The 26,770-nt window shown below is 70.1% G+C and carries 25 protein-coding genes; 15 read left to right on the top strand and 10 right to left on the bottom strand.

The window, feature by feature from the left end:
• The first annotated feature begins 210 nt into the window (after positions 1-210).
• From ACIQM3_RS20295 to ACIQM3_RS20280, 4 genes are all read left to right on the top strand, one after another.
• Positions 211-405, top strand: coding sequence for an antitoxin (locus ACIQM3_RS20295; protein ID WP_401626088.1), 195 nt, complete (start codon positions 211-213; stop codon positions 403-405).
• Between the two features lie 206 nt (positions 406-611).
• A complete protein-coding gene (locus ACIQM3_RS20290; RefSeq protein ID WP_401626085.1) occupies positions 612-2,195 on the top strand; it encodes a sigma-70 family RNA polymerase sigma factor in 1,584 nt (527 codons plus the stop codon).
• Between the two features lie 138 nt (positions 2,196-2,333).
• Complete coding sequence (locus tag ACIQM3_RS20285; protein WP_401626083.1) at positions 2,334-4,166, top strand: FUSC family protein; 1,833 nt, start codon at positions 2,334-2,336, stop codon at positions 4,164-4,166.
• A gap of 23 nt (positions 4,167-4,189) precedes the next feature.
• Positions 4,190-4,567, top strand: coding sequence for a VOC family protein (locus ACIQM3_RS20280; RefSeq protein WP_401626080.1), 378 nt, complete (start codon positions 4,190-4,192; stop codon positions 4,565-4,567).
• 43 nt (positions 4,568-4,610) lie between these two features.
• Here the strand turns inward: ACIQM3_RS20280 and ACIQM3_RS20275 are convergent, their stop codons facing one another.
• From ACIQM3_RS20275 to ACIQM3_RS20265, 3 genes are all read right to left on the bottom strand, one after another.
• Positions 4,611-4,952 (bottom strand): hypothetical protein, encoded by a 342-nt coding sequence (locus tag ACIQM3_RS20275; protein WP_401626077.1) that lies wholly within the window; start codon positions 4,950-4,952, stop codon positions 4,611-4,613.
• Positions 4,953-4,988: 36 nt separating this feature from the next.
• Positions 4,989-6,719, bottom strand: coding sequence for a cytochrome c oxidase subunit I (gene ctaD / locus ACIQM3_RS20270; RefSeq protein WP_401626074.1), 1,731 nt, complete (start codon positions 6,717-6,719; stop codon positions 4,989-4,991).
• Between the two features lie 185 nt (positions 6,720-6,904).
• Complete coding sequence (locus tag ACIQM3_RS20265) at positions 6,905-7,456, bottom strand: glycoside hydrolase family 25 protein (RefSeq protein ID WP_401626494.1); 552 nt, start codon at positions 7,454-7,456, stop codon at positions 6,905-6,907.
• 191 nt (positions 7,457-7,647) lie between these two features.
• Here ACIQM3_RS20265 and ACIQM3_RS20260 point away from each other — a divergent pair, with 191 nt between their 5' ends.
• The gene (locus ACIQM3_RS20260) at positions 7,648-8,307 is read left to right on the top strand and encodes an NADPH-dependent F420 reductase (RefSeq protein WP_401626072.1); all 660 of its coding nucleotides are present in this window, start codon (positions 7,648-7,650) and stop codon (positions 8,305-8,307) included.
• 62 nt (positions 8,308-8,369) lie between these two features.
• Here ACIQM3_RS20260 and ACIQM3_RS20255 read toward each other — a convergent pair whose 3' ends face one another.
• Positions 8,370-9,719, bottom strand: a complete 1,350-nt coding sequence (locus tag ACIQM3_RS20255) for a radical SAM protein (protein ID WP_401626069.1) — start codon at positions 9,717-9,719, stop codon at positions 8,370-8,372.
• A 144-nt stretch (positions 9,720-9,863) separates the two neighbouring features.
• On the opposite strand from ACIQM3_RS20255, the gene ACIQM3_RS20250 reads away from it, so the two are divergent.
• Positions 9,864-10,409 (top strand): SRPBCC family protein, encoded by a 546-nt coding sequence (locus tag ACIQM3_RS20250; RefSeq protein ID WP_401626068.1) that lies wholly within the window; start codon positions 9,864-9,866, stop codon positions 10,407-10,409.
• Between the two features lie 64 nt (positions 10,410-10,473).
• Here ACIQM3_RS20250 and ACIQM3_RS20245 read toward each other — a convergent pair whose 3' ends face one another.
• Positions 10,474-10,848, bottom strand: a complete 375-nt coding sequence (locus ACIQM3_RS20245) for an STAS domain-containing protein (RefSeq protein ID WP_401626065.1) — start codon at positions 10,846-10,848, stop codon at positions 10,474-10,476.
• 311 nt (positions 10,849-11,159) lie between these two features.
• On the opposite strand from ACIQM3_RS20245, the gene ACIQM3_RS20240 reads away from it, so the two are divergent.
• Positions 11,160-11,657, top strand: coding sequence for a MarR family winged helix-turn-helix transcriptional regulator (locus ACIQM3_RS20240; RefSeq protein ID WP_401626491.1), 498 nt, complete (start codon positions 11,160-11,162; stop codon positions 11,655-11,657).
• A gap of 36 nt (positions 11,658-11,693) precedes the next feature.
• Here the strand turns inward: ACIQM3_RS20240 and ACIQM3_RS20235 are convergent, their stop codons facing one another.
• Complete coding sequence (locus tag ACIQM3_RS20235; protein ID WP_401626062.1) at positions 11,694-12,881, bottom strand: PP2C family protein-serine/threonine phosphatase; 1,188 nt, start codon at positions 12,879-12,881, stop codon at positions 11,694-11,696.
• Positions 12,882-13,145: 264 nt separating this feature from the next.
• Between ACIQM3_RS20235 and ACIQM3_RS20230 the strand changes: the two genes are divergently transcribed.
• On the top strand, positions 13,146-14,030 hold the full coding sequence (locus ACIQM3_RS20230; RefSeq protein WP_401626059.1) for a SigB/SigF/SigG family RNA polymerase sigma factor: 885 nt from the start codon (positions 13,146-13,148) through the stop codon (positions 14,028-14,030).
• Between the two features lie 112 nt (positions 14,031-14,142).
• The gene (locus ACIQM3_RS20225; RefSeq protein ID WP_401626056.1) at positions 14,143-14,760 is read left to right on the top strand and encodes a TOPRIM nucleotidyl transferase/hydrolase domain-containing protein; all 618 of its coding nucleotides are present in this window, start codon (positions 14,143-14,145) and stop codon (positions 14,758-14,760) included.
• Between the two features lie 51 nt (positions 14,761-14,811).
• Here ACIQM3_RS20225 and ACIQM3_RS20220 read toward each other — a convergent pair whose 3' ends face one another.
• A complete protein-coding gene (locus tag ACIQM3_RS20220) occupies positions 14,812-15,708 on the bottom strand; it encodes a pentapeptide repeat-containing protein (RefSeq protein ID WP_401626053.1) in 897 nt (298 codons plus the stop codon).
• A gap of 128 nt (positions 15,709-15,836) precedes the next feature.
• On the opposite strand from ACIQM3_RS20220, the gene ACIQM3_RS20215 reads away from it, so the two are divergent.
• The 5 genes from ACIQM3_RS20215 to ACIQM3_RS20195 all read left to right on the top strand — a co-directional run bounded on the left by ACIQM3_RS20215 (position 15,837) and on the right by ACIQM3_RS20195 (position 21,841).
• Positions 15,837-16,322: a hypothetical protein gene (locus ACIQM3_RS20215; RefSeq protein WP_401626051.1), complete on the top strand. Its 486-nt coding sequence runs from the start codon at positions 15,837-15,839 to the stop codon at positions 16,320-16,322.
• A gap of 86 nt (positions 16,323-16,408) precedes the next feature.
• Entirely contained in the window at positions 16,409-16,636 is a 228-nt protein-coding gene (locus ACIQM3_RS20210) for a hypothetical protein (protein ID WP_401626049.1), read from the top strand.
• A 365-nt stretch (positions 16,637-17,001) separates the two neighbouring features.
• Positions 17,002-18,168, top strand: coding sequence for an L-rhamnose isomerase (rhaI, locus tag ACIQM3_RS20205; protein WP_401626047.1), 1,167 nt, complete (start codon positions 17,002-17,004; stop codon positions 18,166-18,168).
• A 64-nt stretch (positions 18,169-18,232) separates the two neighbouring features.
• Positions 18,233-20,278: a bifunctional aldolase/short-chain dehydrogenase gene (locus ACIQM3_RS20200; protein WP_401626044.1), complete on the top strand. Its 2,046-nt coding sequence runs from the start codon at positions 18,233-18,235 to the stop codon at positions 20,276-20,278.
• Between the two features lie 81 nt (positions 20,279-20,359).
• Positions 20,360-21,841, top strand: a complete 1,482-nt coding sequence (locus ACIQM3_RS20195; RefSeq protein ID WP_401626041.1) for a rhamnulokinase family protein — start codon at positions 20,360-20,362, stop codon at positions 21,839-21,841.
• An 84-nt stretch (positions 21,842-21,925) separates the two neighbouring features.
• Here the strand turns inward: ACIQM3_RS20195 and ACIQM3_RS20190 are convergent, their stop codons facing one another.
• Entirely contained in the window at positions 21,926-22,984 is a 1,059-nt protein-coding gene (locus tag ACIQM3_RS20190) for an enoyl-CoA hydratase/isomerase family protein (RefSeq protein WP_401626038.1), read from the bottom strand.
• 178 nt (positions 22,985-23,162) lie between these two features.
• On the opposite strand from ACIQM3_RS20190, the gene ACIQM3_RS20185 reads away from it, so the two are divergent.
• Positions 23,163-25,256, top strand: coding sequence for a SpoIIE family protein phosphatase (locus tag ACIQM3_RS20185; RefSeq protein WP_401626035.1), 2,094 nt, complete (start codon positions 23,163-23,165; stop codon positions 25,254-25,256).
• Positions 25,257-25,423: 167 nt separating this feature from the next.
• On the opposite strand, the gene ACIQM3_RS20180 is transcribed toward ACIQM3_RS20185, so the two are convergent.
• Together ACIQM3_RS20180 and ACIQM3_RS20175 are read right to left on the bottom strand one after the other, a co-directional pair.
• Positions 25,424-26,068 carry an LAETG motif-containing sortase-dependent surface protein gene (locus ACIQM3_RS20180; RefSeq protein WP_401626032.1) on the bottom strand — a complete coding sequence of 215 codons (645 nt, stop codon included), beginning with the start codon at positions 26,066-26,068 and terminating at the stop codon, positions 25,424-25,426.
• A gap of 203 nt (positions 26,069-26,271) precedes the next feature.
• A complete protein-coding gene (locus ACIQM3_RS20175) occupies positions 26,272-26,760 on the bottom strand; it encodes a GNAT family N-acetyltransferase (protein ID WP_401626029.1) in 489 nt (162 codons plus the stop codon).
• Between the last annotated feature and the right edge of the window lie 10 nt (positions 26,761-26,770).

The following is a 26,770-nucleotide window of genomic DNA, read 5'->3' as shown; positions in this document are numbered from 1 at the left end:
GGGCGGCCCCGTGGGGGGCTGCGGACGGCGGACGATCTGGATGCGGCCCACGGCCACCACCTCCTCCTGGTAACCCGGTATCTGCCCACCCAGCCGCCCTTCACACGTCTGACGGCCCTCAGGCCCGTCCGGCGGCGCTCGCGGATGCGGACCCGGCGATGTGCGGTGACCCTTGTCGAGTGGGGGAAGCCGACACGAGGAGGATCCGCCATGTCCGCGCTGGACAAGATCAAGAAGATGCTGAAGGGCCACGAGGACCAGGCCGGAAAGGGTGTCGACAAGGCCGGAGACATGGTCGACGACCGGACGCAGGGCAAGTACGGCAAACATGTCGACACAGGCCAGGACAAGCTGAAGCAGCAGTTCGGCGCGGACCGCGACCAGGACAACCCGCCCCGCTCCTGACGGCGACGCCCGGGCTCGTCGTCCGACCCGCATCCCGGTGCCCGGCCCCGTGACGGCTCACTCCGTCACGGGGCCGGGCCCGCGGCGTGTACGGATTCCGGAGCGGATATCGAGCACCTGACCGGATTCCTGTTATCGTCCCCGCCGCACGGCGTCTCCCGAGTGTGGGAAGTGACGGAACAGGATCCCGGAAGAGTGAGCACAGCATGGGTGAGACACGCGAGACGGCGCTGATCAAGGCCGCGCAGAAGGGCGACCCCGAGGCGCAGGACCGGCTCGTCGCGTCCTACCTGCCGCTGGTCTACAACATCGTCGGCCGGGCACTGAACGGGCACACGGACGTCGACGACGTGGTCCAGGACAGCGTGCTGCGCATGCTCCGTGGCCTGCCCTCGCTGCGTACCCCGAAGAGCTTCCGGTCCTGGTTCGTGGCCATCACCATGAACGAGATACGCGGGCACTGGCGTGAGCGCAGGACCGGGGAGATGTCCGCGGACCGGATGGACGACACGTACGACCTCGTCGATCCCGCCGCCGACTTCGTCGAGCTGACGATCGTCCGGCTCGGCCTGACGGGCCAGCGCCGGGAGGCGGCCGAGGCCACGCGGTGGCTCGACGACGACGACCGCGAGCTGGTGTCGCTCTGGTGGCTGGAGACGGCCGGTGAGCTGTCCAGGGCGGAGATCGCGAGCGCCCTCGACCTGTCTCCCCAGCACACCGCCGTGCGTGTCCAGCGGATGAAGGAGCGTCTGGAGGCCTCCCGCGTGGTGGTACGCGCTCTGGCGGCGGACCCGCGCTGTGTCCTGCTCGAGGACCTGACGGCCCACTGGGACGGGGCGCCGTCCGCGCTCTGGCGTAAGCGCCTGGCGCGCCACGCTCGGGAGTGCACGGTGTGCGCCGGGCACCGGTCCGGGCTGGTCCCGGCGGAGGGTCTGCTGGTGGGCCTGGCCCTGGTCCCCGTGGCGGCGTCCGCGGGCGGACCGGCGGCGGAGTTCCTGCCGACGGCGTTCCTGCCCGCGACAGCCGCTGTGTCCGGCCCCGGACGTGCCGAGCGCCGGCGGGACGGCGTCAGACGGCGCCGGCGCACCACGGTCCTCGCCGGCCTTACCGCGGTCGCGGTACTGGGAGGCGGAGGGACCGCCGTCCACCTCTACACGGACGACGAGGGCGAGGACCCGGCGACCGCCGTAGCTCCGCTCCCCGGTCCCTCGACACCCGCGACCACGCCGTCGTCGCCCTCCTCCCCCGCACCCTCGCCCTCCTCGGCCTCGCCGTCGCCTTCGGCGACCACGTCTCCGTCCGCGTCCAGGAGCCGGAGCGCCACCCCCACTCCTGAGAAGACGCGGAGGCCGCGCACGCCCTCCTCCGAGCCGGCTCCGGCCCCTGCGCCGAAGGCCTCGTCGGCCCCCTCGGTCGCGGACGAGGTCATCGCCCTGGTCAACAACGAGCGGGCGAAGGAGGGGTGCGCGCCGGTGAGCGGCAACAGCCTGCTGGCGAAGGCCGCTTCACGTCACTCGGCGGACATGGTGGCAAGGGACTACTTCTCCCACACCTCTCCGGACGGCACGGACCCCGGCGCTCGCATCACCGCCGCCGGGTACCGGTGGAGCACGTACGGCGAGAACATCGCGAAGGGCCAGCCGACCGCCGCTGCGGTGATGGACTCCTGGATGAACAGCTCCGGCCACCGGGCGAACATTCTCAACTGTGCCTTCAAGGAGATCGGCATCGGCAGGGAGGACTCGTCCGGCGGCCCCGTGTGGACCCAGAACTTCGGCGCCGCCCTCTGACACCCCCGGTCCGGAAGACCGTCATGTCACGGAAACGGACAGGTAGCACACCCTCCACGTAGGGGATCTACGCTGGGCACGAGCCCAGGCCGAAGGTGTCCACAGGCGATCTCGTCTTCCCTCGCGGACAGGAGCACGGTGCCCCCGCCTTCTCTTCTTGCCGGCCGGCTTCCCCCTTGGCTCGCCCATGTGCTGCGCGCCCAGCGCGGACCGGTGCCGTGGAACGCGGTACTGCGCGGGGCGCTGGCCGCCCTGCCGTTGCTCGTCTCGGTCCTCGCCGAGCGGCCGACCGCCGGAATCCCCGCCGCTCTCGGCGCGATGCTGGCCGGCATCAACGACCGGCCCGGCAGCCGCCGCTCCTCGGTCGCCCGGCTGGGGTTCCCCGCCCTGGCGGGGTCGGCCGGCCTGCTGCTCGGCACGGTGATCACGGCGGCCGTCGGCGGTGGCCGGTCCCTGGTCGTCCTGCCGCTCCTGTTCGGGCTGCTGGGTCTGGTCGCGGGAGCCGTCAGTTCCACGGGGCCCGTCGCGTCCGCGTGCGGCACACAGGTGCTGGTCGCGGTCGTGATCGGGGCCGGTATGCCGTTGCCCGAGCCCGGCCCGGTGCGCGCGCTGCTGTTCCTGGCCGGTGCGGGATGGCTCCTTGTGCTCCGGCTGGTCCTTCCGTCGCCGGGCAGGATCGGCAGCGGGCCCTACCGGCTCGACGGCGAGCGGGAGGCGGTCGCCGCGGTGTACGAGGCGGTGGCCGTACTCCTGAGGGCCACAGGCGGCCCGCGGGCCCGCGCGGGGCGCGCAGCGCTGAGTGCCGCGCTCGACCAGGCGCAGGACGCTCTCTCCGGGCCACGGCTGCGGCGCTACGCGAGCTCCGCGGCGGAGCGTCGGCTGCACGCACGATACGCGGCGGCGTTTCCGCTGGCCGAGGCGGCGACCGCGCTGGCGTGGGCCGGGGCCCCGCTGCCGGAAAGGATCACGGAGGGCCCCCGCAGGCTGGCGGCCGCGGTGCGGATCGGCGGTCCCTGCGGGCCGTTGGCGGCTCCGGCCCGTACGGATGCCGGGCTCCGGGCCCTGGACAACGCCCTGCTGCGGGCCGCGGCGGCCTTCGACCGCCCCGTTGGCGCGCCGCCGGGCAAGCGCGGAGCACGCTCGTACGCGTCCGTCCTGCGCCGCGCGTGGAGTGCGGCGGGGCGTGAGTACGGTCTTCGGGTCGCTGTGTGCTGCGCGACGAGCACGGTCGTGGCGCAGTGGCTGCACCACGACCACTGGTACTGGCTGCCCGCCACCACCGTGTTCCTCGTCAAGCCCGATCTCGGACCGCTGGTCTCGCGCGTGGTGTGCCGGGCCGTGGGTACGGTCCTGGGCGCTGCGCTCTTCGGCGGCGCGGCCCTGCTGGCGTCGGGCCCGTACCCTCTGGTCGCGGCGGTCGCGCTCTGCGGGGCACTCCTTCCTGTGGCCACCCGTCACTTCGCCGTGCAGACAGCGGTGGTCACCGTCCTCGTGCTGTCCCTCGTCGTGCTGGGCGGTGAACCGCCTGCCTCGTGGGGGCGGGTCGTGGAGTCGCTCCTCGCGTGCGCGACCGTGCTGCTCGTCGGGCACCTCCCGCTGCCGGGCCGGAGGGGCCACGCCGTACGGGCCGCTCTCGATACGGCGGTGGGGGCGGCGCACCGCTATCTGGGGCATGTCCTGGAAGCCCGGGAGGACCACGCCGGAAGGGCGGCACTGCGCCGGGACGCCTACCGGTCGCTGGAGGCGGCCCGTGCGGCGATCGAGCTGTCGGCGGCCGAACTCCCGCCTGTGGCCCGGCACTCGGCCGGATCCGAGAGCGTGGCCGGTGCGCTGGAAAGGCTCATCGACACCACGACGGCGTGTGCGGTGCAGTTGGAACACCCGGCCGACGAACTGCCCTCGCCCCACTCCGAACTGCTCACCGCTCACCTCTCCGAACTCGACCGGGCATGGGCGGCCCCGGTCCGGTGAGTACGGGTTCCTAGGATGCTGGCATGATCGCTGAATTGCAGTGTGTGGTGCTGGACTGTCCCGATCCGGCGCGTCTGGCCCGGTTCTACGCGGCCGTGTTCGGCGGGGAGGCCGACCGGCCCGACAAGCGGTGGGCCCTGGGCGAGGACTGGGCGACGGTGCACACTCCCACCGGGCTCGTGTTCTGCTTCCAGCGGGTCGAGGAGTATCTGCCTCCGAGGTGGCCGGATCCCGCTCACCCACAGCAGTCCCACCTGGACTTCGGTGTCCCGGATCTGGACCGTGCCCAGGAGCAGGTGCTCGCGCTGGGGGCGACACTGCTGGACCGCGGGGACGACGCACGTGGCTGGCGTGTGTTCGCGGACCCGGCCGGGCATCCGTTCTGTCTGCTGCGCCACTGACCTCGGGTGCCTGGATCACGGGCACGGGCACCCGAGGCCGGGGTCAGCGGCCGATCAGCGTCAGGGCGGCGCAGGTGCCGCCCACCGTGCCGACGGCCAGGACGGACAACGCCACGCAACGGACCCTGAGCCGGTCGTAGCGCGCGGTGTACTCGCCCCGGAGTTCGTGGGCACGGCCTGCGATCCTTGTGAGCGTGTCCCGGCAGGCCTCGATCCTGTCCGCCACGTAGACGCGCTCGACGTCCTCACGCTGGGCGGTGGTGAGCCAGGGCAGCGCGTCGGTGAAGCGGCGGGCCTGTCGGCGGGCCTCGTCGACCTCCGCGTTCCAGAGCAGGTAGCCCTCCACCTGAGCCAGGCCCCGGGCACTCTCCTTGTCCGGCTTCACACGGTCCTCCTCTCTTCGGCCCGTCGCTCGGGAGGGCTAGGCCTGCTTGTCCCCGGGAGCCACGGTGACCGATTCGTGAGGGCGGTTCGCCGCGTCCTCGAGGGCTCGGATCGAGGGGTAGTGCAGGTCGAACGCCGGCGACTCGGAGCGGATCCGCGGAAGCGTCAGGAAGTTGTGCCGCGGGGGCGGGCAGGACGTCGCCCATTCGAGCGAACGGCCGTAGCCCCAGGGGTCGTCCACCTCGATCTTCTTGCCGTACTTGGCGGTCTTCCAGACGTTGTACATGAACGGAAGCATCGACAGTCCCAGCAGGAACGAGGAGATCGAGGAGACCGTGTTCAGGGCGGTGAAGCCGTCGGCTGCGAGGTAGTCCGCGTAGCGACGCGGCATGCCCTCGGCACCGAGCCAGTGCTGCACCAGGAAGGTGCCGTGGAAGCCGATGAACAGCGTCCAGAAGGTCATCTTCCCGAGCCGCTCGTCCAGCATCTTGCCGGTGAACTTCGGCCACCAGAAGTGGAACCCGGCGAACATCGCGAAGACCACGGTGCCGAAGACGACGTAGTGGAAGTGCGCGACGACGAAGTACGAGTCGGAGACGTGGAAGTCCAGCGGCGGCGAGGCCAGGATCACGCCGGTCAGACCACCGAAGGCGAAGGTGATCAGGAAGCCGACGGACCAGAGCATCGGTGTCTCGAAGGACAACGACCCCTTCCACATCGTGCCGATCCAGTTGAAGAACTTCACACCGGTCGGCACCGCGATGAGGAATGTCATGAAGGAGAAGAACGGCAACAGCACGCCACCCGTCACGTACATGTGGTGCGCCCACACCGTCGCGGAGAGTCCGGCGATGGCGATCGTCGCCGCGATCAGACCGACGTAGCCGAAGATCGGCTTGCGGCTGAACACCGGAATGATCTCGGAGACGATTCCGAAGAACGGCAGAGCGATGATGTACACCTCTGGATGGCCGAAGAACCAGAAGAGGTGTTGCCAGAGCAGTGCGCCGCCGTTGGCCGCGTCGAAGACATGTGCGCCGAATTTACGGTCGGCTTCCAGCGCGAGCAGCGCGGCGGCGAGGACCGGGAAGGCCAGCAGGACCAGGACACCGGTCAGCAGGACGTTCCAGGTGAAGATCGGCATACGGAACATCGTCATGCCGGGGGCGCGCATGCAGATGATCGTGGTGATGAAGTTGACCGAGCCGAGGATCGTGCCGAAGCCGGAGAAGGCCAGACCCATGATCCACATGTCGGCACCGACGCCCGGCGAGCGGACGGCGTCCGACAGCGGGGAGTAGGCGAACCAGCCGAAGTCGGCCGCACCCTGCGGGGTGAGGAAGCCGGCCACGGCGATCAGCGAACCGAAGAGATACAGCCAATAGGCCAGCATGTTCAGCCGCGGGAACGCCACGTCGGGCGCGCCGATCTGCAGCGGCATGATCCAGTTCGCGAACCCAGCGAACAGCGGCGTCGCGAACATCAGCAGCATGATCGTGCCGTGCATCGTGAACGCCTGGTTGTACTGCTCGTTGGACACCAGCTGCGTGCCGGGATAGGCCAGCTCGGCACGCATGACGAGAGCCAGGACACCCCCGAGGAGGAAGAACAGGAACGACGTGCTCAGGTAGAGCGTGCCGATCGTCTTGTGGTCGGTGGTGGTCAGCCAGTTGATGACCACCTTCCCCGGCTGCCGACGCCGTACAGGCAGCTCGTCCTGGTAGGCGGGATCGGCTTCCGCCGATACTGCGGGGCCCCTCGTCGTCACTGCGGCACTCCTTCGGTCGACGGCCGATTGCGAACTCGGCGACCAGGATGGACTCCCCCGCAGGGGTACCGCAGGTCATCTCCGTGTGCACTGCACCAGTGGCTGGCAAAGGACACTCCACTGGCCGATGGCCACGCACGCTGTGTTGACGAGCACATCGCCGTCCGCGGGAGCGAACTGGGCCCTCAGCCCTTGGCCCAGTCGCGCATCGCCTTCCGGGAGGGGAAGTCGGCCACGTTCTTGTCGAGCGGGTCGTCGGTGTACTGATGGATGCGCCACTCCGCTTCGATCCGTGGTGCGGCCGCCTTGCCGTAGTCGGCGATCCAGAGGCCGTCGCCGGCGTACGAGCTCGTGTCGTGGTTGATCCAGAAGGAGCGGTTGCAGTACAGCAGCACACGGTGATGGGGCCTCAGCCTCTTCACCTCCCGGATGAAGCGGTCCTTGTCCGCGCTGCTGGCGTGCGTGCCCTCGCCCGTCTGTTCCCAGTCGACGGCGAGGAGGTCGCCCTCCTTCTCCGGCGTCTTGTCGAGGAAGTAGTCCGCCTGCTCCTTCGCGTTTCCGGGCCAGAGGAAGTGGTAGAAGCCGACGACACAATCGGCGTCCCTCGCGCGCTTCACCTGGCTCTTCAGTCTCGGATTGACATAGGAGCGGCCTTCGGTCGACTTGACGAAGACGAAGTCCGAGCCGTCAGTGTCGTAGTCCGTCTGAAAAGCGCTGACATCTACGCCGTGCAGCACGGGCACCACCTCCAAGTGGGGCATCGTGATTCCGTTTCTCTCCCCCATACGTGCCCACACGGAGCCCTCCCATCCGTCACCCGGGTGCTGAACCGATTCGGCGCGCCCGGAATAGCGTCCGCACCCCCGGGGTTGGTGATCCGTCGAGACCCTTTCACCCCAGGCACTCGGCATCGGAAGGTCGGATTTTCATGAAGATCGGCATCATCGGGGCAGGCAACATCGGCGGCAACCTCACCCGGCGTCTCACCGCGCTCGGACACGACGTGTCCGTCGCCAATTCCCGGGGGCCCGAAACGCTCAAGGACCTCGCCGAGGAAACGGGTGCCACAGCGGTCACGGCGGCGGAGGCGGCGCGGGGAGCACGGATCGTCGTGGTGACCGTTCCGCTCAAGTCGGTTCCGGACCTGCCCTCGGGCATCCTCGACGGAGCGACCGACGATGTAGCCGTCATCGACACGGGCAACTACTACCCGCAGCAGCGTGATGGACGTATCGCAGCCGTCGAGGACGGGCTGACGGAGAGCCGGTGGACCGAGCAGCAGATCGGCCACCCGGTGATCAAGGCGTTCAACGGCACATACGCCCAGGACATCCTCGACAAGGGCCGGCCCCAGGGCACGCCTGGCCGGCAGGCCCTCCCCGTGGCCGGCGACGACCCTGCGGCCAAGCAGGCGGTCCGGGACCTGATCGACCAGCTGGGCTTCGACACCGTGGACGCGGGCGGCCTCGACGAGTCGTGGCGCCAGCAGCCGGGCACGCCCGTCTACGGGAATCGGGGCGATGCCCAGGCCATCACGAAGGCGCTGGCCGACGCCTCCCCGGAACGCACCGCCGAGTGGCGGGCCTGACCGCGGCGAGCCTGCCGCGCCGCCCGCCTGCCGGGGCAGGGGCGCGGCCGTCGGTCGCAGGATCAATTCTGGGGAGGGAGGCTGTCCATGAACGAGCTGACCGAGAACACGGCCCGGCCGGCGCCTGCGGGACCGTATCCGGGCGGTGAGGACAGGCCGTACTCCTCCATGGTCGAGCGATAGGCGTCGAGCAGTCTGATGTGGTACTCGAGAGGCGCGCCGTCGGGGTTGGTCTTTCCCAGGGGTGTGGTGGGCTCGGGGCACCAGGTGGTGAAGCGCGGCGTGATGCCGTGCGACATGAAGAAGCGGAGACCTTCGGTGGTCGAGGCGATGGCTTCGTCGACGGTGGTGAAGCCGAAGGGCTCGGCCATCTCCACGCCTGCGACGAAATTGGGAATCACGTTGCGCGCGCCGAAGACGTCGGCCGAGTCGAGGATGCGCCGGTGCCATTCGTCACGGCCCACGTAGCGTTCCTTGCCCGGGCAGTACAGCTCGAAGAGCCGCCGGTCCCACACCTCGTAGTTGGGGTGGTAGATCTGCACGCCGTAGTCGTGGAAACGCTGGACGTCGGCCTTTGGCAGCGCCTGGGCCACGACCTTGCCGGTCCAGCGGCCGGGGAAGCGCTCCTCGATCGCCTTGGCGTACTGCCCGTAGAAGTCGGCCTCGTCGCGGCCCTGGATGTGGGAGGTGATGGCCCCACCGGTGAGGGTGTAGGCGGTGGTCGTCCGCGCGGTGTCGTGGCGGTCGATGATCGCCAGGGCCTCCAGCACCTCCTCGACGTCCTTCACCCCGGTGTAGGGGCGGCCCGCCGCCTTGTGCTGGCGCCAGTTGTGGTTGATGTCGCAGTACTGGCACTCCTCCTTGGCGCCGAAGTACTGGCAGACCCGGAAGACCGTGAGGTAGATCAGATAGCCCCACTGGATGGTGGGCGCCACCTCCATCACGGACTTTCCGTTGGCCAGGGTGTGGCGGTAGTAGTCCGGCATCGGGGGCAGGCCCACGTCGGAGATGCGGATCCCGTCGAGATAGAGCCCCAGCACGCCGTCGGGTCCGGCTGCCACGCGGTACGGAGAGGCGGGGTTGACCCGTACCGACACCACCGTGCGGCGGAGGTCGTAGGGGCCGCCGGTGAGCACGATCTCCTCGGGCGGTCGGCGCAGTGCGGCGGCTCCCAGTTCGGGCAGCGTGCTGTGGTCGAAGGAGAAGATGAAATATGACTTGGGTTTGATGTCGCCGTGCTCGTTGTCGCTGAGTGCGGAGTCGTCGAACGCCATGCCGCCGCGCAGCAGATCCTCCTTGAGGACGGCCTCTCTCGGCACATGGGGGAACCGCTCCATGAGCTGCTCCACCAGACGCGTCCGATCGCCGGTGACGGCGGTGCGGGTGGTGCCGGGTTCGCTGGGGCTTGGCATGTGCTGGCTCCTCGGGTCCGGTGTCCTGGACGCTGTTGCGTGTACGCCACACTGTCCAACGAACCAGCACCGTCAAGCGTTCGCAGATGATCCGCCCGGCTTGTGCGAGACGACCCGGCCGGCCGAGGAGTAGGAGTACCTCTCATGCCCCGCACCATGTCCGTATCGGACAGCATCCTGATCCGGGCGGCACCGTCGGCCGTGTACGAACAGCTGAGCGATCCCACGGCCATGGGGCGGTGGAGTCCGGAGAACCGGGGCGCCCGGGTGCTCGGGGACCGCCGGGGGGCTCATGTCGGCATGGTCTTCGAGGGGCGCAACAAGCGCGGGTCCTTCCGCTGGACCACCAGGTGCACGGTGACGGCCGCCGACCCGGGCGAGCGGTTCGCGTTCCGCGTGCACGCCATCGGGGTGCGGCGTCCGCGGCTGCCGGGTGCGATCGCACTGTGGGAGTACCGCTTCGAAGCGGTCGACGGCTCCACCCGGGTCACGGAGACCTGGACCGACAACCGGCGGGCGTGGCCCGACTTCCTGGCCAACGCCTTCGACCGCGTCGCGACGCGGGGGCATACGTTCGCCGAGTTCCAGCGCGGAAACATCCGTACGACGCTGGAGCGACTCAAGGCCGCGATGGAGCAGGACGACGCGGCGGAGTCCGGCCTCGTGGGGGACGGCCCGCACCAGGGGTGAGACGTCGGCGCGGTCCGGTGGAACCCACACCGCCGACCGGGTTCGCGGAGCCCGGCGGCGGCCCTCAGGGGGCTTCGCCGGGCATCACGATGCGGGTCAGGGCGTCGGCCGTGGTGGGGACCGTGGGTATGAGGACACCGACGCCCGTGATGTCCAGCAGCCTCGCCAGGTGTGACGGCGCGGCGGCCAGGCACAGGGATCCGTGCCGGTCCTTCGCGTACCGCAGGATCCCGATCATCGTGTTGAGACCGGATGAGTCACAGAACTCCACGGGCTCCAGGTCGAGAACCACGTGAGGTCTACCCTGTCTGATCAGCTCCAGGGCCTTGGTCCGCAAGGCCGGAGCACTGTCCACGTCGATTTCTCCGGTGACGGTGAGGACTGCCACGCTATCCGCCGGGTACCGGACGGTGAGCTCGATGGACTGGCTGTGCGTCATGGGTGTACTCCAGGCCGGGAGCGGGCCGCCGCCGTGGCGGGAGCGGCGATGGCCCGCTGGAAGATCACAGATCGGATGTCAACCGCAGAACCGTACCCTATGACAACTGTTGTCATGAGGAAACTGATCGGGGTGCCGGTGGCGACCTCGGAAGCCTGCGGCAGACAGGGGTACGATATTCAGGGCCACGCGCGTGCCCCTGAACCTTTTGTCCTGGCTTTCCATACGAGCGCATCGAATGCCCGGCTCGTTTCCTCGGTCCGGTGGCCAGACGGACGAGTGAGGCGATGTCGGATCGGAGTGTCATCAATATGGGCCTGAACCCCGAAGCCGACCAGCGGTCCCTGGATGCGGCTCGCGAGGGTTCCGAGTTCGTCGAACTCCTCGAGGTTCTCTGGGAGCAGGGACGTGAGGCCGCGCCCACGGGCCCGGTCTCCCCTTCCCAGCTTCGCGTGCTGTACACGCTGGACCGCGAGGAGGGCATCAATCTTCGGATGCTCGCCGAATCCCTGGGATCGGCCTCCCCCTCGGTCAGCAGGCTGTGCGACCGCCTGCAGGCCACGGGCTTCGTGGAGCGCGCCCCCAGCCCGGTGAGCCGCCGGGAGCTGGAGCTCCGGCTGACCAGCCATGGCAAGGCGTACCTCGTCGAACTGCGTACGCGCAGGGAGGAAGTACTGATGTCCACGATCGACGCCATGCCCGCCAAGGCGCGGCGTTCGTTCCTCGAAGGACTCAGGGCCTTCCGCAACGCGGCTGCGGCGTCGGGACAGGACAGCGGCGGCGCGAGACCCCTGCGGTCGACCGGATAGCGAACGGCCGACCGCGCTTCTGCCCACACACCCCGGTCACTCCGGCGCGTCGCCGGCGGAGGACTTCCGGCCGAACCAGTCCAGACAGACCACCAGGGCGTCGTCGTCCAGCGGCACGGCCCCTCGGTAGTCCCGCAGATCCCGGAGCACCGCGAGCGGCACCTGCTCGGACGGCAGGAAGCGGTGCGCGGACAGCGAGCGCGCGAGGGCACGCTGCCCGTAGCGCTCCCCCGCCGCCGACGCACTCTCGTAGACACCGTCACTGCCGATCAGCAGCCGGTCGCCCGGTTCCACGCGCAGGTGCTCCGCGACGTATTCCGTCTCTTCGAACATGCCCAGCGGGAGCTGCGCGTCGAAATCGAGGGTTTCGACGGCGCGCCCCCTGAGCCGCCACATCCGGGGGGATCCCGCGTCCACGGCCTCCACCTCCCCTGTTGCCAGGTCGAAGCGCAGCAGCAGGACCGACGCGTGCAGCGCGCCGCGGTGCTGGGCGTAGACGGCCTGATCGGCGAGGCTGGCCTGGCCGGGGAGGTCGAGGCCGGCGCGCCGGGCATTGCGCAGCGCGTTGACGACGAGGTTTGTCAGCAGGGCCGCCTCCATTCCCTTGCCCATGCCGTTGGTGACGGTGAGCGTGAGGTGATGGGCCGACACCGACCAGTCGAAGTTGTCGCCGAAGATCGCGTACGCGGGTTCCAGATGGGCGCCCAGCGCGAATTCGGGCCGGGAGACGGAGCGGCCGGGCAGCAGCTGCCACTGCATCTCCGCGGCCAGGGTCAGCCGGGTGGCGCGACGGGCCAGCAGGTAGAGGTCGGTGTCCCGTTCGGCGACCAGGATCTCGTGGCCGAGCGCTTCGCACATCTGCTGCATCCCCGCCAGGCCCGCCGGGGTACAGCTGCTCTCCGGCGCCGTGACGGTGAGGACGCCCAGCCGGTCACCCCGGACGGTCACGGGCAGGTGTACGGTCGCCGGCCCCGGCGTGGTCAGGGGCTCCACGAACGGCTCCTGGGACCCGAAGGCACGCCCCTGCGGACTGTCATGGATGGGCACCGGTTCGGCGAGCGGCGCCTCGGACACCACCTGAAGCGTGGTCATGCCGTAGTCGGCGAGCCGCAATTCCACACTCTGTACGTCACACTGCTCCCGCAGAGCCGCCGTGACGACATCGAGGAGCAGATGGGGTGCGGCCTTACGCAGCTCCCGCTCGACGGCAGCGAATCTGTCCACGTGATCCTGTTTCTCATCGTGCTGCACCGAAACCCGGACCGTCTGTGGGCCCCGGCCGTCGGCCTCCAGCGTACGGGTCCTGTACCCGATCCAGCGCGGCGCGCCCTAGAGGTCGCAACGGTGGCCGGCGTGCTCATCTTACGATGTCCAGGGACAACAGTTTCCACACAGCAAGAAATTTTCGTGTCATCGCGCATAGGCCCCTCGGTGCGGGGCAGGGGCTGGTCACGAAGTGTGCTCAGTACCAGGGAGGGTGGGAACACAGTGATTCCTGAAAAGACTGCCGGGACCGTATCGGCTGACAAGGCGCCGGCTACGGAGGCTTCGCCGGGACACATCGGCGAGCTGCCCTGGATCGAGGACGCGGGCAAGGTGGCCCCGAAGGACGCCCGCGCTCTGTCGACCCTGTTCTTCGAGCAGTTGCAGGTCCTCGAAGAGGGGACGCACGAGTACCAGTACGCGCGCAACACCCTCATCGAGATGAACATCTCCCTGGTCCGGTTCGCCGCGCGGCGCTTCCGCAACCGGGGCAGTGGCGACATGGAGGACATCACCCAGGTCGGCACGATCGGTCTCATCAAGGCCATCGACCGGTTCGAGCTCTCCCGGGAGGTCGAGTTCGCCACGTTCGCCGTCCCCTACATCGTCGGCGAGATCAAGCGCTTCTTCCGGGACACCACCTGGGCCGTCCATGTCCCCAGGCGTCTGCAGGAACTCCGCGTCGATCTGGCGAAGGCGAAGGACGAGCTCTCCACTCACCTGGACCGTGACCCCACGGCCAAGGAACTGGCCGACTTCATGGACCTCACCGAGGACGAGGTCATCGAGGGCATCATCGCGTCGAACGGCTACACCGCGGGGTCCCTGGACCTGCCGACCGACGGCGGCGAGACCACGGGCAAGGCGTCGCGCACGTTCGCCGACATCCTGGGCGAGCCGGACTCGGCCATGGAGACGGTGGAGAACCTGCACGCCCTGGCCCCGCTGCTCGGGGAACTCGACGAGCGCGAGCGCCGCATCATCGAGATGCGCTTCGGGCAGGAGATGACGCAGTCGCAGATCGGTGCCGAACTGGACGTCTCGCAGATGCACGTCTCCCGTCTCCTCACCCGCACGCTGGGCAAGCTCCGCGCCGGAATGCTCGCCTGATCGCCTGATTCGCCTGTCGCGCCGGGCGGCCTCGGTGACGAGGACGCCGTGCCTGCCGTGCGGCGTCGAATATCCGGTGCCGTACCGGGCGGGGGACGTGCAGACTCGCTCCATGACGGACATGCGCGCATTCCTGGACGCGGTCAGCGGCTGGGCGGCCGGCGGTCCCGGTGAACCGGCGAGCGGCCTGGCGGCCCGACTGGGGCTGCGGACGGCGGTGCTGCTGGAAGGACCGAGCGACCTCGCGGCAGTCGAGACACTGGCCGAACGACGTGGCCGGGACCTCTCCGCCGAAGGGGTCTGTGTCGTCCCCATGGGCGGGGCCATGAGCGTCGGCCGCTATGCCGGTCTTCTCGGCCCGCCCGGTCTCGGTCTGCGCCTGCGAGGACTGTGCGACGAGCGCGAGCAGCGCTTCTACGACCGCGGACTGCGGCGGGCCCGGGCTCCGCACGGGGGCTTCTTCGTGTGCGTGGCAGACCTGGAGGACGAGCTCATCCGCGCGCTGGGCACGGCGCGGGTCGAGGAGGTCATCCGGGCCGAGGGCGATCTGCGGGCCTGGCAGACCTTCCTGCGGCAGCCCGCACAGCACGGCCGGCCCCGGCAGCAGCAGTTGCGGCGATTCCTGGGCACGAAGAAGGGCCGCAAGATCCGATACGGCCGTCTTCTGGTGGAGCCACTCGGCCCCGGGGAGGTACCGGCGCCGCTCGACGACCTCGTCAGAAGTCTGTGACCGCCTTCCGTCCGCGTGAACCGGTGCCCGCACACCGGAACCGGCGCGGCCTCACGTACGGCGACGAGCCCGGCGGCCGGCCTGGGGTGACGAAGCCGCTCCGGGGCCGCTCGCCGTCCAGTGGGGAGGCCGGGTCAGGGAGCCCGGCAGCTTCGTGGCGGCGTTGCCCCGCGCCGCGTTCAGCTGTGCCTGGGTGAGAAAGAGGGCGCCGCTGAGGTCGGCGTCGGACAGGTCTGCGTCCCGGAAGTCGGCACCGATGAGCTCCGCGCGGCGGAGGTCGGCTCCGCGCAGGTCGGCCGCGATGAGGTACGCCCCTCGGAGTTCGGCGCCGCGCAGATCGGCGCCCCTGAGCCGGGCTCCGATGAGATCGGCACCTCGTCGGCTGCGCTTCGCGCGCCCGGGGACCGTGGCGCGTTCGAGCTCACCGGCGCGCAGCAGCAGGGCCGCGGTCCTGTCCCGGTGTGCGGACACGTCCAGTTGCGCGAGCTCCTCGGCAGGCAGGCGGGTGAGGTGGTCGGTCGCCCCGAGGGCGTCGCGGAGATCGGCGTACAGGCTCGCGGCCGCAGGCAGGGTGAGCGCTTCGGTGAGATACCAGAGCAGTTCGTGAAGCTGCCTCATCACCGGGAAGACCTGGAACATCTGCTGGGCGGTGTCCCCGGCCGTCCGCCAGTCCCGGCCGGCGTAGGTCTCCTGGGACACCTTCTGGCCCGCCCCGAAGCAGTCGTACACGGTGCAGCCGGAGAAGCCTTCGGGCCGCAGCCGGGTGTGTATGCCGCAGCGGAAGTCGTCCGCCAGGTTGGGGCAGGGGGTTCCCGCCTCCTTGTTGATCGCGAAGTCGGCCGAGGCGGTGAGCGTCAGCGCGACGCAGCAGAGCCCGAAACAGTTCGCGCAATCCGCGCGCAGGGCGGAGCGTTCGGGGACGGGTGCGGCTGTCGGGTCGTCGGGCACGTGCCTGGTTCCTCCGGTGAGCGGTTTCCGCCAAGCTTACGGGCGTACCCGATTCCGGCGGCGCGCCCTCTGTCGGTGCAGCGGCGCACACTTGGCAACAGGGCCCGGCACCGGCGAGGGGACAGGACATGAGCGCGTCGCACGAGCAGGAGAGAGGGTTCGAGCCCGCCACGGGCGACGGCCCCGAGGCCGACGGAGCCCCGGGCGGGCGTGCCGGGGAGGTGCGGACCGCCTTCGAGGGACTGCTTCAGATCAGGCGACTGACCGGTGCGGGGAGCGCAGCACCCGAAGGCGTGCCGGCCCCCTGGGAGCTGCACCGGCCGGTGCGGGCCGTGGCGTTGGCGCTGGAGGCCGCCGGCATACCCGCGTCGGCCGTCGGCCCGTCCGGTGAGCGGTCGGCCGTGGGCTACCGCGTGTGCGAGGGCGAGACGTCCGGCTCGGTGCGCGTGGAGTGGGCCGGTCCGCCGGGAAGCGGCGCGGCGCACGACGAGGAGGAGGCGCTGGCCGGGTGCGCCACCGTGGTGCGACGGCTGGGGTGGACGGCCCTGCTCTACCGCGGTCCGCGCAGGCGGCGCTTCCTCGAGGTCGAACCACCTACCGCGGCCACGTCCTGAGGCCCCTCCGCAGTGGGCGCGAGAGCGTTGTCAGACCCATGAGGGATGCTTGACGGTCCGACACCTTCTGACCGGGAGATGCTGAGATGCACGAAGCCGAAATCGCTGCGGCCCAGGCGTACGTCCGTTTACTGGCCGCCACGCGCGCCGCGCTCGCCGACCCGGCCGATGCCCCTCTGTACATGCCGTTGCTCGCCTCGCCGATCGAGGAGGCCGACGAGGCCCTGCGCGACGCGGGCCTCGCGGGGAACGAGGACCGGCTCTTCGATCTCGTACGGAAGCTTCAGCCGAGCTTGACGGGTTCCGGTCGCTGACGGTTCCCGGGTCGCGGTAGGCGCCCCGTCCGGGCTTAGGGTCGGCCGAAGACGTGGCCGGGCGTCCCCCGGGGCGCCCACCGCGGCGGGCCGTCCGCGACCGGCCCGCTTCCGGAGGAGCCCCTCGTCCGGTCGCCCAGGCGAGCCATCACGCTGTCAACGGGCGGCGAGCAGGCTGCGCCGCGTCGGATCCACCAGAGCTTCGAGCGCCGCGTCCCCAGCGCGATGAATTGATTCAAATCCGGAAGAAAACTGGACTGGCCGCTTGACTAGTGCAGTGCCCAAACCTAGCGTACGTTCCGGATGAAACGATTCACATCCCCGATCCTGTCCGGTCGCCGGATGACTCTGCTTACGAGGTATTCATGTCTGATGTGTCGGCCGTCAAGGCAGCTCTGAAGTCTCAGGTCATCGAGACGCCCTCCTGGGGTTACGGCAACTCCGGAACCCGTTTCAAGGTCTTCGCCCAGCCCGGTGTCCCGCGCGACCCGTTCGAGAAGCTTGCGGACGCGGCTCAGGTGCACGCCCATACCGGGGTCGCCCCGAAGGTGTCGCTGCACATTCCATGGGACAGGGTGGAGGACTACGCGGCGCTGACCCGGCACGCCGAGAAGCTCGGGCTGCGGATCGGCGCGATCAACTCCAATGTCTTCCAGGACGACGACTTCAAGCTGGGCTCGGTGACCCACCCGGACCCGAAGGTGCGCCGCAAGGCCACCGATCACCTGCTCGAATGCGTCGACATCATGGACGCCACCGGGTCCCCCGACCTCAAACTGTGGTTCTCGGACGGCACCAACTACCCCGGCCAGGACGACATCGCGGGACGCCAGGACCGCCTGTCCGAAGCCCTGGCCGAGGTGTACGAGCGACTCGGCGACGACCAGCGGATGCTGCTGGAGTACAAGCTCTTCGAGCCCGCGTTCTACACCACCGACGTCCCGGACTGGGGCACCTCGTACGCCCACTGCCTCAAGCTCGGACCGAAGGCCCAGGTCGTCGTCGACACCGGCCATCACGCACCGGGCACGAACATCGAGTTCATCGTCGCGTTCCTGCTGCGCGAGGGGAAGCTCGGCGCCTTCGACTTCAACTCCCGCTTCTACGCGGACGACGACCTGATGGCAGGCGCCGCCGACCCGTTCCAGCTGTTCCGGATCATGCACGAGGTCGTCAAGAACGGCGGCCTCGAGACCGAGACCAACGTCAACTTCATGCTCGACCAGTGCCACAACATCGAGGCCAAGATCCCGGCCGTCATCCGCTCGGTCACCAATGTCCAGGAAGCGACCGCCAAGGCACTGCTGATCGACGCGGAGGCGCTGGCCCAGGCGCAGCGTTCCGGTGATGTCCTTGCCTCCAACGGAGTGCTGATGGACGCGTTCAACACGGACGTACGGCCGCTGCTCGCCGAGGTCCGGGAAGAGCTCGGCCTGGCGCGCGACCCGTTCGCGGCCTACCTCGCCTCCGGCAACCAGGAGCGCATCGCCGCCGACCGCGTCGGCGGAGAGCAGGCGGGCTGGGGCGCCTGAGCCCCGCTCCCCCGCCTGCGTACGTCCAGCCGTACCCGCCCGACCTCTTCCCGAAGGAACCCTCATGACGTCCGCGACGCACGCCGAAGTCGCCGCGCTCCTGGAGCGCGCCCACCGGATCGGCTCCGACCCCCGTAACACCAACTACGCCGGCGGCAACGCCTCGGCCAAGGCGACGGAGACCGACCCGGTTACCGGTGGTGAGGCCGAACTGCTCTGGGTCAAGGGCTCGGGCGGCGACCTCGGCACGCTGACCGAGGCAGGTCTCGCAGTGCTCCGGCTGGACCGGGTGCGAGCGCTCAGGACGGTGTACCCGGGGGTGGAGCGCGAGGACGAGATGGTCTCGGCGTTCGACTACTGCCTGCACGGCAAGGGGGGTGCCGCCCCGTCGATCGACACCGCGATGCACGCGCTGGTCGAGGCCGCGCACGTGGACCATCTGCACCCGGACTCCGGCATCGCTCTGGCCTGCGCCGCCGACGGCGAGAAGCTGACGGTCGAGTGCTTCGGTGACAAGGTCGCCTGGGTGGGCTGGCGTCGGCCCGGCTTCCAGCTGGGTCTCGACATCGCGGCCGTCAAGGAGGCCAATCCGCAGGCGGTCGGTGTCATCCTGGGCGGTCACGGCATCACGGCCTGGGGTGACACCTCCGAGGAGTGCGAGCGCAACGCGCTCTGGATGATCCGCACCGCCGAGACCTTCCTCGAGGACCACGGCAGGGCCGAGCCGTTCGGCCCCGTACTCCCCGGCCGGGAGGCCCTGGACGAGGAGGCGCGCCGGGAACGGGCCGCGGCCCTCGCTCCGGTGATCCGCGGGCTGGCGTCCAAGGACCGGCCGCAGGTCGGGCACTTCACCGACGCGGCACCCGTGCTGGACTTCCTCTCTCGGGCCGAGCACCCCCGTCTCGCCGCTCTCGGCACGTCCTGCCCGGACCACTTCCTCCGTACGAAGGTCAGTCCGCTGGTCCTCGATCTGCCTGCCGACGCTCCGCTGGAGGAGGCGGTGGCCCGGCTCGAGGCGCTCCACGGGGAGTACCGGGAGGCGTACCGCGCGTACTACGACCGCCATGCGGTACCCGGCTCGCCCGCGATGCGTGGCGCGGACCCGGCGATCGTGCTGGTGCCCGGTGTGGGCATGTTCTCGTTCGGCAAGGACAAGCAGACCGCCCGGGTCGCCGGGGAGTTCTACCTCAACGCCATCAACGTGATGCGGGGCGCCGAGGCGGTTTCCACGTACGCGCCGATCGAGGAGTCCGAGAAGTTCCGGATCGAGTACTGGGAGCTGGAGGAGGCCAAGCTCCGCCGGATGCCGAAGCCCAAGGCGCTGGCGACGCGGGTCGCGCTGGTCACCGGAGCGGGGTCGGGCATCGGCAAGGCCATCGCGCACCGCCTCGTCACGGAGGGCGCGTGCGTCGTCGTGGCGGACATGGACGCCGTGAACGCGGCAGCTGTCGCCGAGGAGCTCGGCGGTCCGGACAGGGCCGTCGCGGTGACCGTGGACGTCACGTCCGAGGAGCAGATCGCCGACGCCTTCAAGGCCGCAGCACTGGCCTTCGGCGGTGTGGACCTGGTCGTGAACAACGCGGGGATCTCCATTTCCAAGCCCCTTCTGGAGACCACGGCCCGGGACTGGGACCTGCAGCACGACATCATGGCGCGCGGTTCGTTCCTGGTGTCCCGTGAGGCGGCGAGGGTGATGCGGGCCCAGGATCTCGGCGGCGACATCATCTACATCGCGTCCAAGAACGCCGTGTTCGCGGGGCCGAACAACATCGCGTACTCGGCCACCAAGGCCGACCAGGCACACCAGGTACGCCTGCTGGCGGCCGAGCTGGGAGAGCACGGCATCCGGGTCAACGGGGTCAACCCGGACGGGGTGGTGCGGGGTTCCGGAATCTTCGCGGCCGGCTGGGGAGCACAGCGCGCGGCGACCTACGGCATCGAGGAGGAGAAGCTGGGCGAGTTCTACGCCCAGCGTACGATCCTCAAGCGCGAGGTACTCCCGGAGCACGTCGCCAACGCCGTCTTCGCCCTGACCGGCGGGGACCTCACCCACACCACCGGCCTCCACATCCCCGTCGACGCCGGTGTGGCGGCGGCGTTCCTGCGCTGACCGTGTGCCGCCCCGCCGCGCCCCGGATGCTGTTCCGTGCACACCCGGGGCGCGGCTCCGCCCGGATCGGATGAGATTTTCATGTCTGCGACTTCACGGCAGGACCCGGTGTTCGCCGCAGTGGACCTGGGCGCCACCAGCGGCCGGGTGATCACCGGCAGTGTGGCCCCCGACAAGCTGGAGCTGACCGAGGTCCACCGCTTCGCCAACACGCCGGTCCGGCTCCCCGACGGGCTGCACTGGGACGTACTCGCCCTGTACCAGGGCATGCTGGACGGGCTGCGCGCCGCTGCGCGCGGCGGCCCCGTGGCCTCGGTGGGCGTGGATACCTGGGCCGTGGACTACGGTCTGCTGGATTCGGACGGGTCACTCCTCGGCCTGCCGTTCCATTACCGCGACGCGCGTAACACGAAGGCCGCCGAGGAGGTCATGGCGCGTTTCGACGCACAGGAGCTGTACGGCATCGGCGGGCTGCAGCATCTGCCGTTCAACACGGTCTTCCAGCTGGCCGCCCACCGCTCGACGGCCCAGTGGCCGGTGGCCAGGACGCTGCTGCTGATGCCCGATCTCCTGGTGTACTGGCTGACGGGGTCGGTGGGCGCGGAAGTGACGAACGCGTCGACGACCGCTCTGTTCGACGCGCGGACCGGCGACTGGTCCGATGCGCTGATCGGGCGGCTGGGGCTGGAGCGATCGCTGTTTCCCGCCCTGCGCGAGCCGGGCGAACGGGCGGGCACCCTGCTTCCGCACGTGGCCGGGTTCACCGGCCTGCCGGAGGACACCCCGGTGACGACCGTCGCCTCGCACGACACGGCGTCAGCTGTGGCCGCTGTCCCCGCCACCGAATCGGGGTTCGCGTACGTGTCGTGCGGTACCTGGTCGTTGGCCGGGCTCGAACTGGAGGCACCGGTGCTGACCGAGGAGTCGAGGGCCGCGAACTTCACCAACGAACGCGGTGTGGACGGCACCGTGCGCTATCTCCGCAACATCATGGGTATGTGGCTGCTGGAGGAGTGCCGCCGGACGTGGGAGCGCGACGGTACGCCGACTGGCCTCGCCGGTCTCCTCGCGGACGCGGCGCTTGCACGGCCGTTCGCCGCTGTGATCGACCCGGATGATCCGGTGTTCCTGGCGCCGGGCGACATGCCGTCGCGGATCGACGCGGCTCTCACCAGGACCGGGCAGGCGGCACCGGACGGCCCGGGCGGATATGTGCGGTGCGTGCTCGAGAGCCTGGCGCTGGCCCATCGCAGGACTCTGCGCGAGGCCGCCCGGCTGGCGGGCCGCGAACTGACGCGGATCCATCTGGTGGGCGGAGGTTCGCGCAACGAGCTGCTGTGCCAGTGGACCGCGGACGCGACCGGTCTGCCGGTCACCGCGGGCCCCGCCGAGGCCACCGCGCTCGGCAATGTGCTGCTCCAGGCGCGGGCGCACGGGCTGGTGAGCGAGCTTACGGACATGCGCAGGCTGGTCGCACGCACGCAGGAACTGCGCCATTACACCCCGCGGGGGGACCCGGGAGCCTGGGACCGCGCGGCGGACCGGCTGACGGTACGCGTATGAGCGGGTCCCCTGGTCACCTCCCCCGACAGGGGGCGGCCAGGGGATCCGGTGTGCATGGGCGACGGGGGATCCGCGCGTAGCCGGTCAGACCGAGGCCAGGCCCAGTTCCTGGTCGCCCAGCGGCTCGAAGTGGCGGGCGACGTCGGCGTCGGTGACCTCACGGGGCTCGGCGGGGCTCCATCGCGGGGTGCGGTCCTTGTCGATGATCCGGGCGCGTACGCCCTCCATCAGGTCATGCCCGGTGAAGGCCCGGCAGGAGATACGGAACTCCTGGTCGAGGGCGGCTTCGAGGCTGGTGAGCCGCCCGGCCCGCCGCACGGCGGCAAGAGTGACCTTGAGCGCGGTGGGTGATGCGGTGAGGAGTGCATCCGCGGTCTCCTTCGCGGCGGGCAGGCCGCTGTCGACCAGCCGGTCGATGATCTCCTCGACGGTGTCGGCGGCATAGCAGTCGTCGATCCACACGCGGTGAGCGGCCAGTTCCCCTTCCGGCGCGTCGGTCGCGTACCGCAGCACCGTGTCCGTCACCTCGGCGGGTGTCGCGCTCCCGGCGAGCGCGGTGGCGAGGTCGGCGAGGTGGTGCGACGGGACGAAGTGGTCGGCCAGGCCGCACAGGATGGCATCGGCGGCGTGGACTGCCCGGCCGGTGAGTGCGAGGTGTGTGCCCAGCTCGCCCGGTGCGCCGGCCAGCAGGTATGTGCCCCCGACGTCGGGGACGAAGCCGATCCCGGTCTCGGGCATCGCGACGCGTGAGCGCTCGGTGACGACGCGCACGTCGCCATGGGCCGATACGCCCACCCCTCCGCCCATCACGATGCCGTCCATGAGCGCCACGTACGGTTTGGGGAACCTGGCGATCCGGGCGTTGAGGCGGTACTCGTCACGCCAGAAGTCCACGGACGCGCGTCGGCCCGCGCGGGCGTCCTCGTAGATCGACCGGATGTCGCCGCCGGCGCAGAGGCCTCTCCCGCCGGCTCCGCCGATCACGACGGCGGTGACCGCGTCGTCGTCCGCGGCCGAGGTCAGCGCCTCGTCGACAGCGCGCACCATGGTGTGGGTGAGCGCGTTCAGTGCCCGGGGGCGGTTGAGGGTGATGTGCAGGACGTGGCCCTCGGTGTGCAGCAGGACGGGCTCGTCGTCGTTCATGTGTGCGCTCCGGTCAGCCGTGGACGATCTCTGCGTGCCATTCTGCGACGCCCGTAGCGGGGTCCCGGCGCCGGGTCTCCCGTGATACCGCTGTGGCACTCCGGCATCGCGGGCTCGACAATTGAGATCTACGGGCCGCGACGTCCAGCAGCCCCGCCGGACGACCTCCGGAGCAGGCATGACCGACTCTTCACGGCGAGCAGACGACGACGCAGCGTCGCGGCTCCGGATCGACCGGCGCATCGCCGGTGAGACCGGTACCGCGGAGCGCCTCGCCATGAACCGGACCGGCAGCTTCGAATGGGATCTGGACGCCCGGACCCTGGACATCGACGAGGCGGGGCTGTTGGTCTTCGGCCTCGATCCCGCGACCTTCGAGGCGCGGCCGGGGGCGGTGCTGGAGCAGCTGGACGCGCCGGAGAGCGCGCGCCTGGACGCCGCGATCCAGGAGGCGATCTCCGGCGGGAGCAGCTCCTACAGCGTCCACTTCCAGGTGCCCCTGCAGGACGGGTCGCGCCAGTGGACGCACGTCCAGGCTCGGATCCTGCGGTCCGAGGACGGCCGGGCACACCGCGTGATCGGTGTGGTGCGGGACGCGACGGCCGAGGTCACCCATTCGGCCTTCGTACTGGATCTGGAAAAGCGGCGCCGCCGACAGACGAGCATCGTCGAGCGCACCACCGCCGCGATGTCACGTGCGGTGACCGTGGACGACGTCACCGCCGCGCTCACCGGTCCGGGCGGCCTGGTCGGCATCGGGGCGGACGGGCTGGCGCTCGGGCTGGTGGAGAATTCCGCACTCAGGATCATCGCGCTGAGCGGTGACTCGGTGGAGGTTCTCGAAGGCCTGGGCTCCGGGCAGCTCGACGCGGCGCTCCCGCTCGGGGACACCATCCTCAGCGGGCGCCCCCGGTTCATCACCTCGCTCGGATCACTGATCCGCCGCTACCCGGCGCTCGAGCCGCACATCGGAGAGCTGAACTTCCAGGCCGTCGCCTACCTTCCGCTGATAGCTCAGGCCCGCTCGCTGGGGGGACTCGCCCTCTTCTACCGGGAACGCACGGTCTTCAACGCGGACGAGCGGATCCTGTGCCTGGGGCTGGCCGCCATCGTGGCCCAGTCCCTGCAGCGGGCGATCCTCTTCGACGAGGAGCGCGAATTCGCCACCGGACTCCAGTCGGCGATGCTTCCGCGCCGGATCCAGGAGATCGAGGGCGGCGAGATCGCGGTCCGCTACCACGCGGCGTGGAGCGGACGAGAGGTCGGCGGCGACTGGTACGACGTGATCACCCTGCCCAGAGGCCGTATCGGCGTCGTGGTGGGTGATGTCCAGGGGCACGACACGCACGCGGCGGCGATCATGGGCCAGCTGCGTATCGCCCTGCGCGCGTACGCGGCCGAGGGGCATCCCCCGGCGACCGTACTGGCCCGGGCCTCCCGCTTCCTCGCCGAGCTGGACACCGAGCGGTTCGCGACATCGACGTACGCCCAGGTCGACCTCGCCACGGGGGCGGTGCGCGTGGCGCGCGCCGGGCACTTCGGACCGCTGATCAGGCATACCGACGGGCGGGTCGGTGTCCCCCAGGTGCGCGGGGGTCTTCCACTGGGGATCTCCACCGATTTCCGGGACGAGGAGTATCCGGAGACACGCCTCGACCTGGTGCCGGGCGAGACCCTCGTCCTGTACACGGACGGCCTGGTCGAGGAACCGGGGGCCGATGTCGACACGGGGGTCGCGGCGCTGATCCACGAGGTGAGCGAGGGGCCGGACGGCGCCGAGGCGTTGGCCGACCACCTGTCGGACCGGCTGTGGGAGCGGTGGGGTTCGGGCGACGACGTGGCACTGCTGGTCCTGCGGCGCAGCCCGGATCTCGGGTCTCCCCGTGCGCCCCGGCTGCACCAGTACATTCATCAGGCGGACCCCCAGGGGCTGTCGGAGGCCCGGTCCATCGTCCGTCAGGCACTGACGGACTGGGAGCTCGCCGGACTGGCGGACGACGCGGAGCTGGTCACCGGGGAGTTGCTGGTGAATGTACTGCTGCATACGGAGGGCGGGGCCGTACTGACGCTGGAAGTCCTGCCGGAACCCGTGCGGCGCGTCAGGCTGTCGGTCCAGGACCGCTCCAGTGTCTGGCCGCGGCGGCGCACGCCGGGCGAGACGTCGACCTCGGGACGCGGTCTGCTGCTTCTCGACGCGGTCGCCGAACGCTGGGGAATCGAGCCCCGGGGGGAAGGCAAGGCCGTCTGGTGCGAGATCGGTCCCACCTCCTGATCCTCCGACCGCGGAGGCGGCTGGTGTGCGTCTGGTGTGCGGCTACGGAACGGCGAGCGGCGCTGCGGTGGAATGGCGTGGGGGCGCACCGCAACGGAGTTGTTGCGGTGCGCCCCCACCCGGTCCGCCGGTGTTCGCCACCGCCGTGCCGGGATGCTCAGGGCACGTCAGTGCTGCGCGCTGCGGCGCTTACGGACGGACCACAGGATGCCGCCGCCGGCGAGCAGAACCGCGAGAGCGGCTCCGCCGATGACGGGAGTGGCGGACGACGAACCGGTCTCGGCCAGGTCCGGCGCGCTGCTGCTCGGCTCCGCGGGGGCCGGTGCGGCCTCCGTGGCGGTCTCGCTCGGCGTCGCACTCGGCTCGGGGGTCTCCGAGGCCGGCGGCTTCGTGCTCGGGGTCTCCGAAGGCGTCGCCTCGGTCGGGGTGGGCGACGGGGTGTCGTCCTCACACACCGGAGCGGTCTTCGTGTCGTCGACGGAGTACTTGTCGTTGTCCCCGGCCTTGACGACGAGGCGGACAGTCAGCTCCTTGTCGTGCTCCGGGAGCTGGAGCGGCGTCTTCGTGCTGAAGTCGCGGCCGAACTGGGTCGTGGCAAGCAGATCGTCCCCGCCCACGACGGAAACGGTCACCTCGTTGGTGCGGTCGGCCGAGTAGGCCGTCAGGTTGAGCGTCACTTCGGAGCAGGTCACGGCCCAGGTGGGGGTGTGAGCTGCGGCCGGTCCCGCGGAGAGGACTCCGCCGGCCAGGCCGACTACCGCGGCGGCCGCGAATGCTCCCGCGCCGCGCCACGATCTCCTGGGTATGGTCATGGATTCTTCCTCCATATGAGTTCACCGCTGAGATGGCGGTGGGGCGCACAGTACTGCTCCCCGTCCCAGGGGGCGCACCCGCCCCATGCCTCAGCTGTGCGTCAACCGTGCCCAGATCACCGCCACTTGTGACATGACGGACACACCAGGATGGCCGGAAGCCATTGCGCTCACAGTCCTTCCGGCGCCCTGTGAGGGTGATTTCAGAGGGCCTTGTGCATGATGTGCAGCCCCACATAGCCATGCGCGGGGTGGTTGAACCCCCCGGGCAGGGTCCCGATGACGTCGAACCCGAGGGAGCGGTAGAGACGGACGGCGTGGATGTTCGTCTCCACCACGGCGTTGAACTGCATGGCGCGATACCCCGCCGTACGCGCCCAGTCCACCGTGTACTCGCAGAGGGCCCTGCCCACGCCCTGGCCCGAGTGCTCGGGGGCGACCATGTAGCTGGCACTGGCGATGTGCGAGCCGTTGCCCATGTGGTTCCTGTTCATCTTGGCCGTGCCGAGGACGGTCCCGGCGTCGTCGACCGCGACCACCGTGCGGGCCGGCTCCGGGAGGAGCCACCAGCCCTGGGCCACGTCCTCACCGAGCTCCACAGGGTAGGTGAACGTCTCGCCTGCGGCGACGATGGCATGGAAGAACGGCCAGATGGCGGGCCAGTCCTTGTCGGTGGCTTCCCTGATCAACATGGACGCCAAG

The sequence above is a fragment of the Streptomyces sp. NPDC091271 genome, from assembly GCF_044757505.1.
Classification (GTDB): domain Bacteria; phylum Actinomycetota; class Actinomycetes; order Streptomycetales; family Streptomycetaceae; genus Streptomyces.
This window is presented reverse-complemented; position numbering and strand designations above follow the sequence as displayed.